The 17477-nt window shown below is 65.0% G+C and carries 15 protein-coding genes; 11 read left to right on the top strand and 4 right to left on the bottom strand.

Annotation, left to right across the window (positions count from 1 at the left end; all coding sequences use genetic code 11):
• The first annotated feature begins 18 nt into the window (after positions 1-18).
• Positions 19-1731 carry an AMP-binding protein gene (locus ACFQ3C_RS15180; RefSeq protein ID WP_380793538.1) on the top strand — a complete coding sequence of 571 codons (1713 nt, stop codon included), beginning with the start codon at positions 19-21 and terminating at the stop codon, positions 1729-1731.
• A 17-nt stretch (positions 1732-1748) separates the two neighbouring features.
• Positions 1749-2045, top strand: coding sequence for a putative quinol monooxygenase (locus tag ACFQ3C_RS15185; protein ID WP_380793540.1), 297 nt, complete (start codon positions 1749-1751; stop codon positions 2043-2045).
• A gap of 5 nt (positions 2046-2050) precedes the next feature.
• On the opposite strand, the gene ACFQ3C_RS15190 is transcribed toward ACFQ3C_RS15185, so the two are convergent.
• Together ACFQ3C_RS15190 and ACFQ3C_RS15195 are read right to left on the bottom strand one after the other, a co-directional pair.
• Positions 2051-2812 (bottom strand): SDR family NAD(P)-dependent oxidoreductase, encoded by a 762-nt coding sequence (locus tag ACFQ3C_RS15190; protein ID WP_380793542.1) that lies wholly within the window; start codon positions 2810-2812, stop codon positions 2051-2053.
• A gap of 28 nt (positions 2813-2840) precedes the next feature.
• Complete coding sequence (locus ACFQ3C_RS15195) at positions 2841-3824, bottom strand: acetamidase/formamidase family protein (protein WP_380793544.1); 984 nt, start codon at positions 3822-3824, stop codon at positions 2841-2843.
• Positions 3825-4111: 287 nt separating this feature from the next.
• Between ACFQ3C_RS15195 and ACFQ3C_RS15200 the strand changes: the two genes are divergently transcribed.
• From ACFQ3C_RS15200 to ACFQ3C_RS15235, 8 genes are all read left to right on the top strand, one after another.
• On the top strand, positions 4112-4813 hold the full coding sequence (locus tag ACFQ3C_RS15200; protein ID WP_380793546.1) for a FadR/GntR family transcriptional regulator: 702 nt from the start codon (positions 4112-4114) through the stop codon (positions 4811-4813).
• A complete protein-coding gene (locus ACFQ3C_RS15205) occupies positions 4803-5792 on the top strand; it encodes an ABC transporter ATP-binding protein (RefSeq protein WP_380794108.1) in 990 nt (329 codons plus the stop codon). Before ACFQ3C_RS15200 ends, ACFQ3C_RS15205 begins: the two co-directional genes overlap by 11 nt.
• Complete coding sequence (locus ACFQ3C_RS15210; RefSeq protein ID WP_380793548.1) at positions 5789-6907, top strand: ABC transporter ATP-binding protein; 1119 nt, start codon at positions 5789-5791, stop codon at positions 6905-6907. The genes ACFQ3C_RS15205 and ACFQ3C_RS15210 overlap by 4 nt, the downstream gene beginning before the upstream one ends.
• Positions 6904-8409: an ABC transporter substrate-binding protein gene (locus tag ACFQ3C_RS15215; protein ID WP_380793550.1), complete on the top strand. Its 1506-nt coding sequence runs from the start codon at positions 6904-6906 to the stop codon at positions 8407-8409. Before ACFQ3C_RS15210 ends, ACFQ3C_RS15215 begins: the two co-directional genes overlap by 4 nt.
• Positions 8410-8522: 113 nt before the next feature.
• Positions 8523-9470 (top strand): ABC transporter permease, encoded by a 948-nt coding sequence (locus ACFQ3C_RS15220; protein ID WP_380793552.1) that lies wholly within the window; start codon positions 8523-8525, stop codon positions 9468-9470.
• The gene (locus ACFQ3C_RS15225; RefSeq protein WP_380793554.1) at positions 9467-10327 is read left to right on the top strand and encodes an ABC transporter permease; all 861 of its coding nucleotides are present in this window, start codon (positions 9467-9469) and stop codon (positions 10325-10327) included. The genes ACFQ3C_RS15220 and ACFQ3C_RS15225 overlap by 4 nt, the downstream gene beginning before the upstream one ends.
• A gap of 17 nt (positions 10328-10344) precedes the next feature.
• Positions 10345-12132, top strand: a complete 1788-nt coding sequence (locus tag ACFQ3C_RS15230) for a gamma-glutamyltransferase family protein (protein WP_380793556.1) — start codon at positions 10345-10347, stop codon at positions 12130-12132.
• A 3-nt stretch (positions 12133-12135) separates the two neighbouring features.
• Entirely contained in the window at positions 12136-12888 is a 753-nt protein-coding gene (locus ACFQ3C_RS15235) for a DUF1028 domain-containing protein (RefSeq protein ID WP_380793558.1), read from the top strand.
• 28 nt (positions 12889-12916) lie between these two features.
• On the opposite strand, the gene ACFQ3C_RS15240 is transcribed toward ACFQ3C_RS15235, so the two are convergent.
• Positions 12917-15205: a molybdopterin guanine dinucleotide-containing S/N-oxide reductase gene (locus tag ACFQ3C_RS15240; protein WP_380793560.1), complete on the bottom strand. Its 2289-nt coding sequence runs from the start codon at positions 15203-15205 to the stop codon at positions 12917-12919.
• A gap of 284 nt (positions 15206-15489) precedes the next feature.
• On the opposite strand from ACFQ3C_RS15240, the gene ACFQ3C_RS15245 reads away from it, so the two are divergent.
• Positions 15490-16263, top strand: coding sequence for an SDR family NAD(P)-dependent oxidoreductase (locus ACFQ3C_RS15245; protein WP_380793562.1), 774 nt, complete (start codon positions 15490-15492; stop codon positions 16261-16263).
• A 322-nt stretch (positions 16264-16585) separates the two neighbouring features.
• Here ACFQ3C_RS15245 and ACFQ3C_RS15250 read toward each other — a convergent pair whose 3' ends face one another.
• Positions 16586-17443: an RlmE family RNA methyltransferase gene (locus ACFQ3C_RS15250; protein ID WP_380793564.1), complete on the bottom strand. Its 858-nt coding sequence runs from the start codon at positions 17441-17443 to the stop codon at positions 16586-16588.
• Between the last annotated feature and the right edge of the window lie 34 nt (positions 17444-17477).

The following is a 17477-nucleotide window of genomic DNA, read 5'->3' on the forward strand; positions in this document are numbered from 1 at the left end:
CGGCAAGGGGAACGGATCATGTCCGCAAGGGTCACATCGCGGCCGGGGATACGCCCTGCGAACGGGCTGTCGCATGTGGCGGGGTCCACCGACCGGCCGCTGATCGAGGCCACGATACCTGCCTTTCTGGCCGAGGTCGTGCGCCGCCATGGCCAGCGCACGGCGGCCGTGTTCCGCCAGACCGGGGATCGGTGGACCTATGCCGAATTTGCCCGGCTGATCGACCGGATGGCGGCGGGCCTTCTGTCCATCGGCGTCTACAAGGGCGACCGCGTGGGCATTTGGTCGCCGAACCGGCCCGAATGGCTGCTGGCGCAATTCGCCACTGCCCGGATCGGCGCGATACTGGTGAACATCAACCCGGCCTATCGCACGTCGGAACTGGAATATGCGCTGAACAAGGCGGGCGTGTCCTGCCTGATCGTGGCGCCGCAGTTCAAGACCTCCGACTACATGGCCATGCTGGCCGAACTGGCCCCCGAAATGGCATCATGCCCGCCGGGGCGCCTGCGCGCCGCGCGTTTGCCGAAACTGCGCGGCGTGGTCCAGCTGGGCCCCAAACCGCGCCCCGGTGCCCTGTCCTTCGATCAGGTGATGGAGCGGGGCAACCGCGCCGTCCGCACCCGTCTGGATGCGATCACCGCCAGCCTGAATCCCGATGACGCGATCAACATCCAGTTTACCTCCGGCACCACGGGCGCGCCCAAGGGGGCGACGCTGAGCCACCGCAACATCGTGAACAACGCGATTTCCACCGCCCGCGCCATGTGCCTGCAACCGGGCGAGGGGCTGTGCATTCCGGTGCCCTTCTATCATTGCTTCGGTATGGTGCTGGGCAATCTGGCGGCCTGTGCCTACGGCGCCAAGATGGTCATCCCCGGCGAGGCGTTTGACGCGCGCGACACGCTGGCCGCCATCGACGCCGAAAGCTGCGCCGCGCTGCACGGCGTGCCGACGATGTTCCAGGCCATGCTGGATCATCCAGACTTCGACAGTTTCGATATGCGGAGCCTGCGGACCGGGGTGATGGCGGGCGCGCCATGTCCCGAACCCCTGATGCGCCGCGTGATGGAGCGGATGCATTGCCGCCAGATCACGATCGGTTACGGCATGACCGAAACCAGCCCGATCTCGTTCCAGTCGGCGGTCGATGATCCGGTGGACCGGCGCGTGTCCACCGTGGGGCGCATCCAGCCCCATGCGGAATGCAAGGTGGTGGGACCGGACGGGCATACGCTGCCGGTGGGCCAGCAGGGTGAATTGCTGACGCGCGGCTATCTGGTGATGAAGGGCTATTGGAACGATCCCGAACGCACCGCCGAGGCGATCCAGCGCGGCTGGATGCATACCGGGGACCTCGCCACGATCGACGCCGAGGGCTATTGCCGCATCACCGGCCGTTCCAAGGACATGCTGATCCGGGGCGGCGAGAACGTCTATCCCGCCGAGGTCGAGGAATTCCTGACCACCCATCCCGATATCTCGCAGGCGCAGGTCTTTGGCCTGCCCGATCCGAAATACGGCGAGGAGGTTGCCGCCTGGATCATCCTGCGCCCCGGTGCGTCCATGACCGAAGACGCCCTGCGCGATTGGTGCCGTGGCAAGATCGCCCATTACAAGGTGCCGCGCCATATCCGTTTCGTGACCGAGATGCCGATGACCGTGACCGGCAAGCCGCAGAAATTCGTGATGCGCGACAAGATGATGGCCGATCTGGGCCTGACCGCCTGACGAGGAGGGAAAGACCGATGTTCACCCTGACCGCGATATTGCGCGCCAAAAAGGGGCACGAGGACACCGTCAAGGCCGAGCTGCTGAAAGTGGGCGATTACGTCCGCGCGCATGAACCCGACACGGCCAGCTTTTTCGTCACACAAAGTGCCGATGATCCATGCGTTTTCGTCACCCACGAACGCTTTGCCGACCGCGCCGCGATGGACCGGCACAACAATGGCGCGGGCTCGCAAGGTTTCTTTGCTGCGGCCGGCGATCTGCTGGACGGCCCCGCCACCGTGGTGACAGGGCCGGAAGTTTTCGCCAGATAAACGCCTTACAGCTGCACGCCCTTGGTCAGCGCACCGTCGATCACCAGGTTGGTGCCGCTGGTAAAGCTTGAGGCCGGCGAGGCCAGAAAGACCACACCGCGCGCGATTTCCTCGGGTCGGGCCATGCGGCCCATCGGGTTCATCGCCAGCGCGTCGCGGAACAGATCGGGATTGTTCTTTTCGATCGACTGCCAGATGCCGCCGTCGAAATAGGTATTGCCCGGAGACACGGTATTGGCGCGGATGCCCTTGGGCGCAAGCTTCATCGCCAGACCTTGCGCGTAATGCACCAAGGCGGCCTTGAAGGCGCCGTAGGCGGGGCCGGTGAAATCCACCTCGCGCCCCGACACGGACGAGATCAGCGTGATCGACGCCGCGCCTGATTTCTCAAGCCAGGGCATCGCGGCATTCACCAGGCGCACCGAATGCATCATGTCTGTTTCATATCCCGCCTGCCAGGCGGCTTCATCATCGGCCACGGCCAGGGCCGACACGTTCGCCACCACGATGTCGATACCACCAAGGGCAGCGGCGCTGTCCTGCACCCATGCTTTCAGCGCATGGGCATTGGATACATCCACCGCGCGGCCAAAGGCAGTGGCGCCCTTGGCCTTCAGCGCATCGACCGTTGCGGTCACGCCGGTTGCATCGCGCGCGCAGACCGATACCGAAGCCCCTTCATCCGCGAAGATCTCGGCGCAGCGCAGGCCGATCCCCTTGGTGCCGCCCGTGACCAGCACGCGCAGGCCCTTCAATCCCAGATCCATCTTGTCATCTCCCTTGTTCTGATCGGCCTCAGGCCAGGTATTTTTTCAGCATCGAGGCGCCCAGCGAATATTTCGGGTCGACCATGTTGCCCACGCGCATCTTTCCGGCCTGTGTCGCCAGGAAATAGGCCTCGGATTCCTCGAAACCGTAATCATCGACCATCCAGCGGATCAGGTCGCGGTAAGCCATGCGCGCGGCATCCTCCATCGGGCGGGCGCTGCCCACGGCCATGATGAAATCCTCGGTCTCAAGGCGCACACCGGGGATGGACCAGCCTTTGATCAGGTCGATCTGCACGGTCACCGTGGCGGGGATTTCCACTGCCACGCCGCATAATTCGCCATCGCCCTGCCGCCCGTGACAATCGCCGATGAAGAAATACCCGCCCTCGCGCTGCACGGGGAAATAGATCACGGCGCCGGGCGCCACATCGGGCAGGTCCATGTTGCCGCCGTAATAGTCGGGCACGAGGGAGGAGATCGCCTCAAGTTCCGGGCTGACCCCCATGGTGCCCACGAAGGGCTCGTAGGGCAGGGTGATCCTGTCCGAGAATTTCACACCATCGGGTGTGACCTCCATCTTCTTCACACGCTCGGCGATGGGCGCGTTCAGATGCGTCAGGCTGGAGGCGACCAGCCCACCGAAATCCGGGATCAGCGCCGTGGTGCCCGCAGGCTGCGGCCCGCGTGGCAGCAGGCTTTTGACATATACGGCCAGAACATCACCCTTTTGCGCGCCCTCCACGGCGATGGGGCCGTTCTGCGGGTTCACGAAGGGCATGTTCAGCACCTTGGAGGGCAGGTCGTCCTCGGTCTTGACCGCGCCACCGAAGGCATCCAGCGTTTCCACCGCGACCACGTCACCGGGCGCGATCCGCATGACCGGATCGGCATAGGGCCCGTAGACATAGTGATAGGCGCCCTGTGCCGCCTCGGACAGGTGGTGATGTGCGCCCTCGCGCGCCCGCGCGACGCCGCGCAGACCCATCACGGATGATGCAAGCCAAGTCATTTCATGGACCTCCCGATTGGTTCTATGGGCAGGACAGTAAGACCTGTCGGATGCTTGGCAATACCCTGGCCGGGGAATCGGACCAATTTGGAAAGCGAATCGCCGGATTGGTTCGGCAGGGGCCGCGCAATCCGTCACGCAACGCGCCTATTGATGAAAAAACAGGCAAAAAACATCACAATTTTTGCAAAACTTACCTGAGTAGCGGGCTTGTGGTTTTTTCCTTGCGTATGTGGCGTGAATGCCGATCAATGAACCCATTCAGAATTGGTCCGAAAAGGTTCGCAATGGCTGACCGCGATCACGACAACTCCTCTCTGGCGCTGGAGCGTCTGCGCGCCGTGTTGCGCGATGTTCCCGCAACCGGTGACAGCCGGATCCCGACCGAGCGGCAGCTGGCCGAAACGCTGGGGATCAGCCGTCGATCCGTGCGCCGCGCGCTTGAGGTGCTGGAAGCCGAGGGGCTGGTCTGGCGGCGGCAGGGGGCCGGCACTTTCGCGGGTCCGCGCCCCGACACGCTGGAAGAAGTGCCCGCGCCGGATGCGAATTTCACCGAAGTGATGGAGGTCCGCCTGCGGGTCGAGCCGCAGCTGGCCCAGCTTGCAGCCCTGCGCGCCACGGCATCGGACGTGGCGCGGATGCGCGATATCCTGGCGCGGCTGGACACCTCCGACGATGCGGATGCGCGCGAATTGTGGGATTCCGCCCTGCACCGCGAGATTGCGCGCGCGGCGGGCAACCGCTTTTTCCTGATGATCTTCGACTCGATGGACCGCGCCCGCCATGACGAGGCCTGGCGCGCCTTGCGTGAACGTGCCCGCAGCCGCGCCAACCTGGTGGTCTATGCGCGCCAGCACCGCGAACTGGTGGATGCCATCGCCGATCATGACCCGGTGCGCGCGGGTGCCGCGATGCGCGCGCATATCATGTCACTGAATGACGGTATCCTGAAGTTGACCTCGCTGGAGGCGCTTGACGATGCATCGTGATCCCGTTCTTGACGTGCGCGACCTGTCGATCCGCTTTCGCGGCCAGCCCATCGACCTGATCGACACGGTCAGCTTTTCCATCGAACGCGGCAAGACCCTGTGCCTTGTGGGGGAATCCGGCTGCGGCAAATCCGTGACCTCGCTGGCGATCATGGGGCTTTTGCCGAAGCGCGCGGCGACTGTGACGCAAGGGGCGGTACGCTTCGACGGCGATGATCTGCTGACCCTGCCAGAGACACGGATCGAGGACCTGCGCGGCAATCGCATGGCGATGATCTTTCAGGAGCCGATGACAAGCCTGAACCCGTCCTTCACCGTGGGTCACCAGGTGGCAGAGGCCGTGCGCCGCCACAAGGGCTGCACGCCGGCGGAGGCGCGAGATCGCGCGCTTGAGATGTTTCGCAAGGTGCGGATGCCTGCGGCGGAAAAGCGGCTGGATGACTACCCCCACCAGATGTCGGGGGGCATGCGCCAGCGGGTGATGATCGCCATGGCGCTGGCCAATGATCCCGAATTGCTGATCGCGGATGAACCCACGACCGCGCTGGACGTGACGATCCAGGCGCAGATCCTGGACCTGATGCGCGAGTTGCAGGACGACACGGGTGCGGCGCTGCTGATGATCACCCATGATCTGGGCGTTGTGGCCGAAATCGCCGATGATGTGGCGGTGATGTATGCCGGCCGCATCGTCGAAAGCGGCCCCGTGGCGCGGATCTTCGACGAACCGCAGCATCCTTATACCCTGGGGTTGATGGGGTCTATGCCGGCCATTGCGGGCCGTCAGGGCCGTTTGCTGACGATCCCCGGCGCGGTGCCCTTGCCCGCATCCATGCCGCAAGGCTGCCGGTTCGCATCGCGTTGCCCCTTCGTGCAGGACGCTTGCCACGTCGCAAGGCCGGCCCTGTCCGATATGGGCGGCGGCCAGCAGGTTGCCTGCCGGCGCGCCCCGCTGGATACGATGGTGGGGGCGGCATGAGCGATATCATTCTGGAAGCGGTCGATCTGCACAAGCGTTTCACACGGGGCGGCGGCCTGTTTGCCAAGGCCACCACGATCCACGCGGTCAACGGTGTCTCGCTGCAGGTGCGCCGGGGCGAGACCTTCGCCATCGTGGGCGAAAGCGGCTGCGGAAAATCCACGCTGGCGCGGCTGTTGCTGCGGCTGATTGATCCCACCGAGGGCAGCGTGATCCATGAGGGGCAGGACCTGACCATGCTGGGCGCGGGCGCGATGCGGGCCCTGCGATCAGAGCTTCAGTTCATCTTTCAGGATCCGTTTTCAGCCCTGAACCCGCGCATGAGCGTCGAGACGATCATCGCCGAACCGCTGCGCCTGCACACCAGCCTGAACGCGGCAGAGCGGCGCGAAAAGGTCGCGGAACTGATGGCGCGCGTCGGTCTGCGCCCGGAAATGGCGGATCGCTTTCCGCACGAGTTTTCAGGCGGTCAGCGGCAGCGCATCTGCATCGCCCGCGCGCTGGCCTCGGGTCCGAAACTGGTGATCGGGGACGAGCCTGTCTCGGCGCTGGATGTGTCGGTGCAGGCGCAGATCGTGAACCTGCTTGAGGATCTGAAACAGGAATTCGGCCTGACCCTGGTGATCATCGCCCATGATCTGGCCGTGATCCGCCACATGAGCGACCGGATCGCCGTGATGTATCTGGGCGAAGTGGTCGAACTGGCACGGACCGAGGATCTGTTCACCGCGCCGCGCCACCCCTATACGCAGGCGTTGCTGGCGGCCATTCCGGTGCCGGTGCCGGGCAGTGCGGCAGGGCGCAAGGTTCTGGGCGGGGATATCCCGTCGCCCGCCAACCCGCCATCGGGCTGCAAGTTCCACACCCGCTGCCCGCACGCGACCGCGCTGTGCCGCACCACGCGGCCAGTTCTGGATGGCAAGGATCACCAGGTGGCCTGCCATCACCATCAGACTTTGCCCGCCCCGGATCTGCCGCTTGCACGCGCATCGCGCCGCAGCCCGGCAGCCGAGGCACGTTTTGCCCTGTACCGTGCCGCTTCGCGGGACGCCGAGTTGCAGATTGACACCACTCACCCAAACAACCCGACAAACAGCAAGGAGACCACCCAATGACGATAAGAAAGCTGATGACCACGCTTCTGGCGTCGGTCGCTATGGCAAGCGCTGCCCAGGCCGCCGATCTGCGGATCGGCCTGCAGGAAGACCCCGACGCGCTGGATACCGACCAGGCCCGGACCTTCGTGGGCCGGATCGTGTTCGAATCCCTGTGCGACAAGCTGGTGAACATCACGCCGGGGCTGGAATTCATCCCCGAACTCGCGACATCCTGGGAATGGTCGAACGAGGGCAAGACCCTGACCATGAAGCTGCGCGAAGATGCGCTGTTCCATGATGGCACGCCCTTCAACGCCGAAGCGGTGGTGGCGAATATCGAACGCTCCACCACGCTGCCGGAAAGCCGCCGCAAGTCGGAACTGTCCTCGGTCGAAACTGTCGTGGCAACAGGGCCTTATGAGGTGACCTTCAACCTCAAGAACCCCGATGCGACGCTGATTGCCCAGCTGTCGGACCGCGCCGGGATGATGATCTCGCCGACGGCTGCCGCTGAAAAGGGCCTGGAGCTGGCCAACAGCCCGGTCTGTTCGGGCCCCTACAAGTTCGTCGAGCGTATCCAGCAGGACCGTATCGTGCTGGAAAAATTCGCCGAGCATTACGACGCGGGCAGCTACAGCTTCGATCGGCTGATCTTCCTGCCGATCCCGGATACCACCGTGCGCCTGGCCAACCTGCGTTCGGGCGATCTGGACATGCTCGAGCGTCTGGCACCCTCTGATGTGGCGGCGGTCAAGGCTGATGGCAGCCTGGCCTTCTCAGCGGCGACCAGCCTTGGCTACCAGGGCATCACCGTCAACGTGAACAACGGCGCGCGGTCGGAAACACCTTTCGGCAAGGACAAGCGCGTGCGCCAGGCCCTGTCGCTGGCGATTGACCGCGAAGTGATCAACCAGGTCGTGTTCGAGGGCGTCTATGCGGCCGGCAACCAGCCGTTCCCGCCGACCTCGCCCTGGTATGACCAGACCAACCCGGTGCCGGCGCGTGACGTGGACGCGGCCAAGGCACTGCTGGCCGAGGCCGGTCTTGACGGCATCAAGGTGGAAATCCAGACCGCGAACAACCCGGTCCAGCTGCAACTGATGCAGGTGGTGCAGGCGATGGCGGCGGAAGCGGGCATCGACATCTCGATCAAGGCGACCGAATTCGCGACCATGCTGCAGGAACAGTCGGCCGGCAACTATGACGCCACGCAGGTGGGCTGGTCGGGCCGTACGGATCCGGATGGCAACATCCATTCCTTCATGACCTGCGCGGGCGGTCTGAACGACAGCAAGTTCTGCATGGAAGAGATCGACGCCCTGCTGAACAAGGCACGCACCTCGACCGACGCGGCGGAGCGCAAGGCAAGCTATGACGCGGCCAATGCGATCCTGCGTGAGGAACTGCCGATCATCTATCTGTACCACCAGACCTGGCTGTGGGCGATGTCCAACAAGATCAATGGCTTCCAGGCCTATCCTGATGGAATGATCCGCCTGTCCGGCGTCACGATGGAGTGATCCGGTCCAAAGGATGCAGCCTGCTTGTGTGGGCTGCATCCCGACGATCGACACAGTGATACGCGACGGGGCCGCATGGCCCCGCGCAACCCCCGCACCCAAAAGGCTGGCCCATGCTGTCTTTCATTCTCCGCCGCATCCTGATCGCGATCCCGACACTGATCCTTGTGTCGATGTTCGTCTTTGCACTGCAAAAACTGCTGCCGGGCGATCCGATCCTGGTCATGGCGGGCGAGGACCGCGACCCCGAGGTGATCGCGCTGCTGCGCGAGAAATACCGCATGAACGAACCGCTGGTGATGCAATATATCTACTGGGCGGGCGATGTGCTGCGGGGCGATCTGGGCATTTCGCTGCGTACCAATGAACCGGTGCTGGACCTGATCGCGTCCAAGCTGCCGGTGACGATACAACTGGCCATCATGTCGATGCTTTTTGCGATGCTGATCGGCATTCCCGCGGGCATCCTGTCGGCCGTACGCAAGGGCACCTGGGTCGATTGGCTGGCCAATGTGGTGGCCCTGTCCGGCCTGTCGATCCCGAATTTCTGGCTGGGGATCATGCTGATCCTGCTGGTCTCGGTCAATCTGGGCTGGCTGCCCGCCTCGGGCTATGAAAGCCCCTGGGTCGATCCGTGGAAGTCGCTGACCACGATGATCATGCCCGCCTTCGTGCTGGGCACGGCGCTGGCCGCCACGCTGATGCGGCATACGCGATCCGCGATGCTGGGCGTGTTGCAGGCCGATTATGTGCGAACCGCCCGCGCCAAGGGGCTGCGGGCGCGTGTCGTGATCTTGAAACATGCGTTCCGCAACGCGGTGCTGCCGGTGGTGACCCTGTCGGCGCTGCTGTTCGGCGAATTGCTGGCGGGCGCGGTGCTGACCGAACAGATTTTCACCATCCCCGGTTTCGGCAAGCTGATCGTCGATGCCGTGTTCAACCGCGACTACGCGGTGGTGCAGGGCGTGGTGCTGTGCACGGCGGTCGGTTTCATCCTGATGAACCTGGTGGCGGATGTGCTGTATGTCATACTGAACCCTAGACTGAGGACCGCGCAATGACCGCTGTTGCCGATGCGCCCGTGACATCGCGAAGCCGCACATGGCGCAAGCTACGCGCCAATCGAAGCGCGCTGATCGGGGCTGTGGTGGTGGGCCTTTTCGTGGGGCTGGCCCTGCTGGCGCCGCTGCTGCCGATTGCCGATCCCAACGCGACCGACTGGGGCGCGATCCGCAAGGCACCATCCGCTGCCGCATGGATGGGCACGGACGAGATCGGGCGCGACATCCTGGCACGGATGATCTGGGGCGCGCAGGCGTCGTTGCTGGCGGGCGTCGTGTCGGTGATGATCGCGGTGGCCATCGGCGTGCCTTTCGGGCTGGTGTCGGGCTATTTCGGCGGCTGGACGGACGGGATCATCAGCCGCTGCACCGATGCGCTGCTGGCGATGCCCTTCCTGATCCTGGCGATTGCGCTTGCGGCCTTCCTGGGGCCATCACTGACCAATGCGATGATAGCCATCGGCCTGTCGGCCGTGCCGATCTTCATCCGCCTGACGCGCGGCCAGGTGCTGGCCGTCAAGACCGAGGATTATGTCGAAGGCGCGCGCGCCATCGGTCTGGGGCATGTGGCGATCATGACGCGCTATATCCTGCCCAATGTGGTCCCGCCCATTCTTGTGCAGGCCACGCTGACTATCGCCACCGCCATCATTGCCGAAGCCTCGCTGTCGTTCCTGGGGCTGGGCCAGCAGCCGCCGGCGCCCAGCTGGGGCTCGATGCTGAACACGGCCAAGAACTTCCTTTCCCAGGCGCCATGGATGGCGATCTGGCCGGGTGCGGGGATTTTTCTGGTCGTGATGGGTTTCAACCTTTTGGGCGACGGGCTGCGCGATGCGCTGGACCCGCGCGAGCACTGATTCATCGGAGGAATAGAATGTCAGGCTTTACCACCCGCCCCGAGATCCTGGGCCGTTTCGGGGTTGTCACCTCGACCCATTGGATCGCCTCTGCCGTGGGGATGAAGATCCTCGAACAGGGCGGCAACGCCTTTGACGCGGCCGTGGCCACGGGTCTTGCCCTGCAGGTGCTTGAGCCGCATCTGAACGGCCCCGGCGGCGACATGCCCGCGATCCTCTATTCAGCGGCGCGCGACAAGGTCGAGGTGATCTGCGCCCAGGCCCCCACACCCGCAGGGGCCACGATCGAGCATTACCGCGCCGAAGGGCTGGAGGTGATCCCCGGCGATGGCCTGCTGGCCACGGTCATTCCCGGCGCCTGGGATGGCTGGATGCTGATGCTGCGCGACTATGGTCGCCTGTCCCTGCGCGATGTGCTGGAGCCTGCGATCTTCTATGCCGCCAAGGGGCATCCGGTGCTGCCGCGCGTGGCGGCCACCATTGCGGGGCTGGCCGATTTCTTCCGCGACGAATGGCCCACATCGCACGAGACATGGCTGCCGGGCGGGGCCGCGCCTGCGCCATGGTCGAATGTGACGAACCCCGCGCTGGCGCAGACATGGACCCGCATTCTGGCCGAGGCCGAGGCCAAGCAGGGCCGCGAAGCACAGATCGATGCCGCGCGCGATGCCTTCTACCGCGGCTTCGTGGCCGAGGGGATCGCCGATTACCTGTCAAAAGCCGAGGTGATGGATGCCTCCGGCCAGCGCCACAAGGCGGTGCTGACGGCGGATGATCTGGCCGGTTACGCCGCACATGTCGAAGAACCGCTGACCTATGATTACCACGGCTGGACCGTTGCCAAATGCGGGCCCTGGACGCAGGGGCCGGTGTTCCTGCAGACGCTGGCGCTGCTGAAAGGGTTCGATCTGGGCGCGATGGACCCGATGGGCGCGGATTTCATCCATCATGTGGTCGAGGCCAAGAAACTGGCCTATGCCGACCGCGAGGTCTATTACGGCGATCCCGATTTCGCGAAAGTGCCGCTGGATGTGTTGTTGTCGGACGATTACAACGCGGCCCGCGCCAGGCTGATCGGGGCAAAGGCCAGCCTGGAACTGCGCCCCGGCATCGTGCCGGGCTATGAGGATCAGGCCGCCCGCACGATGGACCTGTTGGGACGCCTCAGCCGGACCGATCAGGCGGTCTACGAGCCGACCATGGCGCATCTGTCGGAAAAGAAGGGCGACACCGTCCATATCGACGTGATCGACAGCGACGGCAACATGGTGTCCATCACGCCATCGGGCGGCTGGCTGCAATCCTCGCCGACCATTCCGGGGCTTGGCTTCTGCCTGAACAGCCGCGCGCAGATGTTCTGGCTGGAACCGGGGCTGCCCACCTCGCTGGAACCGGGCAAGCGGCCGCGCACCACGCTGACGCCTTCGCTGGCGCTGAAGGATGGCATCCCGCAACTGTCGTTCGGCACACCCGGCGGCGATCAGCAGGACCAGTGGCAACTGGCGTTTTTCCTGCGCTATGTCCATCATGGGCTGAACTTGCAGGAAGCCATCGACGCGCCGCTGTTCCATTCGACGCATTTCCCCTCCAGCTTTTTCCCGCGCTCGCGCGAGCCGGGCATGATCATGGCCGAAACCAGCTTTGGCGCGGCCGTGCTGGACGATCTGCGCGGCCGTGGCCACCGGATCACCGAGGCCGAGCCATGGACCGTGGGCCGCATGACCGCCGCGCGGCGCGACCCGGACGGGTTGTTGCGCGCCGCCGCCACCCCCCGCCTGATGCAGGCCTATGCGGTGGGGCGCTGAGCGATGACCTATTCCATCGTTGCGCGTGACCCCGCCACCGGCCATCTGGGCATTGCCGTCGCCAGCCGCTTTTTCGCCGTGGGCTGCGCCGTGCCATTCCTGAAGGGCAGGGTGGGGGCCGTGGCCACGCAGGCTTTCGTCAATCCGACATATGGCCCCGACGGGTTGCGCCTGATCGAGGCGGGCGCACCCCCGGACGCCATCGTGCCGATCCTGACCGGGCGCGATGACGGGCATCCGAACCGGCAGTTCCACCTGATTGACGCCGTCGGGCGCAACGCGGCCTTTACCGGGGCCAATTGCGTGGACTGGTGCGGGCATCTGGTGGCCGAGGGCGTATCGGTCGCGGGCAACATGCTGGAAGGCCCGGCCGTGATCGCCGACACGCTGGCGGCGTACCAGTCTGCGATGGACAAGCCCTTTGCCGAACGCCTGCTGATTGCCATGCAGGCGGGCGAGGATGCGGGCGGCGACAAGCGGGGCCGCCAATCCGCCTGCCTGGTGATGTACCGCGATCAGGATTACCCATGGCTGGATATCCGCGCCGATGATCACGCCGACCCGTTGGAGGAGTTGCGCCGCCTTTATGCCGTGGCGCAGGAACGGTTCCTGCACGTGGCTGAAACCATGCCGACACGGGAAAACCCTCATGGCCTGACCGACCGCAGCGGCATCGACGCGACCATCGCCCGGCTTGAGGCGGAAAGGATCGCGGCAGGCCGGCCCACCGCATCGCATATGGTCAACAAGGGCTGAGCGGTCCGGGCGGCAGCGCGCCGCATGGTCATCCCGGCGGCGGGGTGCCGATCCTTGGGGCGGGGGCGTCGGGCGCTGCTTCGACCTGCACAAGGCAGCTATGCGCGATCGGACCCTGGGCCAGTTTCGATGTGCCCTTGTCCGGGGTCAGGGTGTTGGGGTTGCCGTGCAGGCAGGTGTCGCCATCGGGGTCATACCAGGCGCCTGTCGCGATCTGGATCACGCCGGGGCGCAGGACATCGCTGATCCGCAACCCGGCCAGGCAAGCACCGCGCGCGTTGAAGATACGCACGATCTGCCCTTCGGACAGGCCACGCGCGGCGGCGTCAACCGGGTGCATCGTGACCGGCTCGCGCCCCTTGATCCGTGTGGCCTTGCTGACCGGGCCGTGATCCATCTGCGAATGCAGCTTGGTCTTGGGCTGGGTCGAGATCATGTGCAACGGCGCGTCAGCCTTGGCATTGCCCAGCCATTCCAGCGGCTCCAGCCAGGCGGGATGTCCGGGGCAATCGTCATAGCCGAAGCCTGCCACCGTGTCCGAGAAGATCTCGATCCGGCCGCTGGGGGTCTTGAGGGGGTGCGCGTCGGGATCGGCGCGGAAACGTTCCATGAGAATGGTGCGTTTGGCGGGATCGGGCACACGCACCCAACCGCGCTTTTGCAGATCGTCGAAACCGGGCAGTTCCACACCACCCCGCGAGGCGGCCTGGCGCGACACATCGTAAAGCCAGCGCACCCAGTCCTCGGGGCTGCGCCCCTCGGTAAAGGCCTCCTCGACGCCCATGCGCGCGGCGATCCCGCGAAAGATGGCATGGTCGTCGCGCGCCTCGCCCACGGGGGCGATGGCGCGGTCCATCACGGTGATGAACGGATCCTTGCGCGACATGGCAATATCACTGCGTTCCAGCGCCGTGGTGCAGGGCAGCACGATATCGGCATGGCGCGCCAGGCTGTTCCAGCACCATTCGTTCACGATCACCGTGTCGGGCCGCGCCCAGGCCCGTCGCAGGCGGTTCAGATCCTGATGATGATGGAACGGGTTGCCGCCCGCCCACCAGACCACCTTGACATCGGGATAGGTCAGGCGCCGCCCGTTGTAATCCACGGTGCCGCCAGGGTTTTCCAGCATGTCGGCGATGCGCGCCACGGGAATGTAGGATTTGACCGGGTTCTGTCCCTGCGGAAACGCGGCATAGGGCAGGTAACGCCGTTCCAGCCCGTTGTTGTTCATCGCCGAATAGCCGAAACCGAACCCGCCGCCGGGCAGGCCGATCTGGCCCAGCATCGCGGCCAGTGTGATCGCGGCCCAATAGGGCTGCTCGCCGTGGTCCTGCCGGGTCAGCGAATAGGAAATGCCGATCATCGTGCGGGAGGTCGCCATGTCGCGCGCCAGCGCCCGCAACCGGTCTGCCGGGATCTCGCAGATGGCGGCCGCCCAGTCTGCGGTCTTGGGGGTGCCGTCGGTCTCGCCGCGCAGATAGGCTGCGAAACGGTCGAACCCCACGGTGTAGCGATCCAGAAAGGCGCGATCATGCAGCCCTTCGGTCAGCAGCACATGCGCCAGCCCCAGCATAAGCGCCGCATCGGTCGAGGGGCGCAGCGCCAGCCAATCGGCGTCCAGCGCGTCCAGCGCATCGGACCGCATGGGCGAGATATTCACGAATCGCGCCCCCTTGGCGCGCGCGGCCAGCATGCCGCCCCGCTGCACATGCGCGCCGGTGCCGCCCTGACCGATCTGTCCGTTGGACAGCGGCAGACCACCGAAGGCCACGAAAAGCGTGCAGCTCTCGGCCAGCACCTCCCATGAGGTTGCCCGCTCCAGATGGCCCAGGAAATCGCCGATCACATGGGGCACCACGACTTCGGCGGCGGCATAGCTGTAGGTATTGACCGAATGGGAAAAGCCGCCGATGCAATTCAGGAACCGCTTGAGCTGGCTTTGCGCGTGATGAAACCGCCCCGCACTGGCCCAGCCATAGCTGCCGGCAAAGATCGCCTGGTTGCCATGCGCGGCGCGCACGCGGTCAAGTTCCGCAGCAACCAGCCGTTCCGCCTCGTCCCAGCTGACGCTGACGAATCCGTCGGACCCGCGCAGATCACCGCGCGCGCCGGGACCATGCTCCAGCCAGCTTTTTCGTACGGCGGGCCGGGTGATCCGCAAGGGATCGTCCAGCACATCCACGATGCCATGACCGATGGGCGAGGGGTCGGGATCCTGTTCGAAATCCCGCAGGCCCGTGACGCGGCCATCGGCCACATCCACCCAATAGGCGCCCCAATGGCTGTTGGTCAGAAGATCGCGGTTCTGGTCGGTCATGGGGGCCTCTTTCAGATATGGCGCGGCGGTCTGGCCTGCGGCCGTTGTGCTTGCCCTGTCATGTGCCGTGGCGCGCGCTGCCAGCCCAGTTTCTGCCAGACGGGCCCGCAGGGCAAGGGCCCGCACAGCGACCATGGCAATCAGGACCTGCGGGACGTTATGGCGGGCGGCGGCGTCGCGTCAGTTTTCCCGGAACCCTTGCGCAGACGCTTCGCTCCTTTTAGCGTGATCCCGGAACACGGTATTGAAATTATTCGAAAAAGGAGGGGAGGCCTTTGTCGAACATGGCAACTGCAACATCCCATGACATGACCTGGCCGGGGCTGTCGGGAAAGACCGCGCTTGTCACCGGCGCGTCATCCGGGCTGGGGGCGCATTTCGCGGCGCTATTGGCGGGGCATGGGGTCAAGGTGGTCGCGGCCGCGCGGCGCCTGGACCGGATCGAGGCGCTGTGCGAGCGGATCGTCGCCGCAGGCGGTCAGGCGCAACCGCTAGAGATGGACGTGGCCGAAGCCGCATCGGTCAGTCGCGCGCTGAAGGGGCGTGGCTTCGATATCGTGATCAACAACGCGGGCACCACGCTATCGGCCTCGGCGCTGGATCACGGCACCGATGATATCGACCGGATCATCGACACGAACCTCAAGGGTGCGTTCCATGTGGCCCGCGTGGTGGCCGCCTCCATGGCGGCCCGCGGCACCGGGGGATCGATCGTCAATGTCGCCTCGATCCTGGGTATGCGCGTTGCGGGTCATGTCGCGGCCTACGCGGCCTCGAAGGGCGGGCTTGTGCAATTGTCACGTGCGCTGGCGCTGGAATGGGCGCGCCATGACATCCGCGTCAACGCCCTGTGCCCCGGCTATATCGAGACCGAACTGAACCGCGATTTCTTCGCCTCGGATGCGGGCAAGGCCCTGATCCGCCGGGTGCCGCAACGCCGTCTTGGCAAACCCTCCGATCTGGATGGGCCGCTGCTTCTGCTGGTGTCTGATCTGGGGCGCTTCATGACCGGAACCGAAGTTGTCGCCGATGGCGGGCACATGGTGTCGTCGCTGTAACGGGCCGCGCGATCTGCCACCGAAATGCGCGGTCCCTGCACCACAAATGCCAGAATTGGCTGCTAGCCCTGTTGTCCTGACCGCCCCATGGGGCGACGTTTGGGATAGAGAAGATGCAACACAGCCGCAGTCTGTCGCAGCCTAGCGCTCGGGCCGAGGCACAGCCGCTGCCGCGACCGGGCGCGCAGCCGCGACACGCCCGCCTTTTCGAAATGATCCGCCAGCAGGAGTTGTCGGTGCGCGCCCTTGAACGTCTGCATCACCGAACGGTTGCGGAACAGGGGATGGCCTTGCCCTCTCCGGCGGCGCTGGCGGAAACGCTTTACGACCGATCCGCCGCCGTTTCGGGCTGATCGCTGTCCTCGTCCATGCTGTCGCGCTTGAAGCCGGTGGCGACCACGAATTTTTCCGAACTGTCGGCGCGCGATGCCGCGGGCTTGACGTTCACGACCTTCCTGAACCGCAGCTTCAGCAATTTCTGCAACTCGCCCTCGGCCCCGCCCGCAAGAACCTTGGCCACGAAGGTGCCGCCTTCTTCCAGCACGTCAAAGGCAAAATAGGCCGCCGCCTCGCACAGCGCGATAATGCGAAGATGGTCCGTCTGCTTGTGCCCCGAGGCAGAGGCCGCCATGTCCGACATGACAACATCGGCGCGCCCGCCCAGCCATGTCTTGACCTTCTCGTCGGCATCATCCTCCAGAAAATCAAGCTGATGGATCTCGCAGCCCGCGATCGGCTCCACCTCTTGCAGATCGATCCCCAGGATGGTGCCCACGCGCTTGCCCGACTTCTCGCCCAGCGCATTGACGCGCGGTACCGCCACCTGGCACCAGCCACCCGGCGCACAGCCCAGGTCGACGACCCGCGCCCCCGGCACCAGAAAGCGGAACTTGTCGTCCAGCTCCAGGATCTTGTAGGCCGCTCGCCCGCGAAAGCCGTCGGCCTTGGCGCGCTTGACATAGGGATCGTTCAGTTGCCGCTGCAACCAGAGGGTCGAGCTGAGCTTGCGCCCGCGCGCGGTCTTGACCTTCACGGTCAGGTCGCGCTGCCCGCGCCCCGATGTCGCCTTGGCGGCACCGGCGGGCTTGTTCTTGCCAGATGATTTCTGGCCCGGTGATTTCTGGCCCGGTGATTTTTGGCCCGGTGATTTTTGGCCCGGTGTTTTCTTCTTGTCGGTCATCATTGCTCCGCAGAGGCGTGGTCCGCCTCTTCAT

The sequence above is a fragment of the Seohaeicola saemankumensis genome, from assembly GCF_042678485.1.
Taxonomy (GTDB): domain Bacteria; phylum Pseudomonadota; class Alphaproteobacteria; order Rhodobacterales; family Rhodobacteraceae; genus Seohaeicola; species Seohaeicola saemankumensis.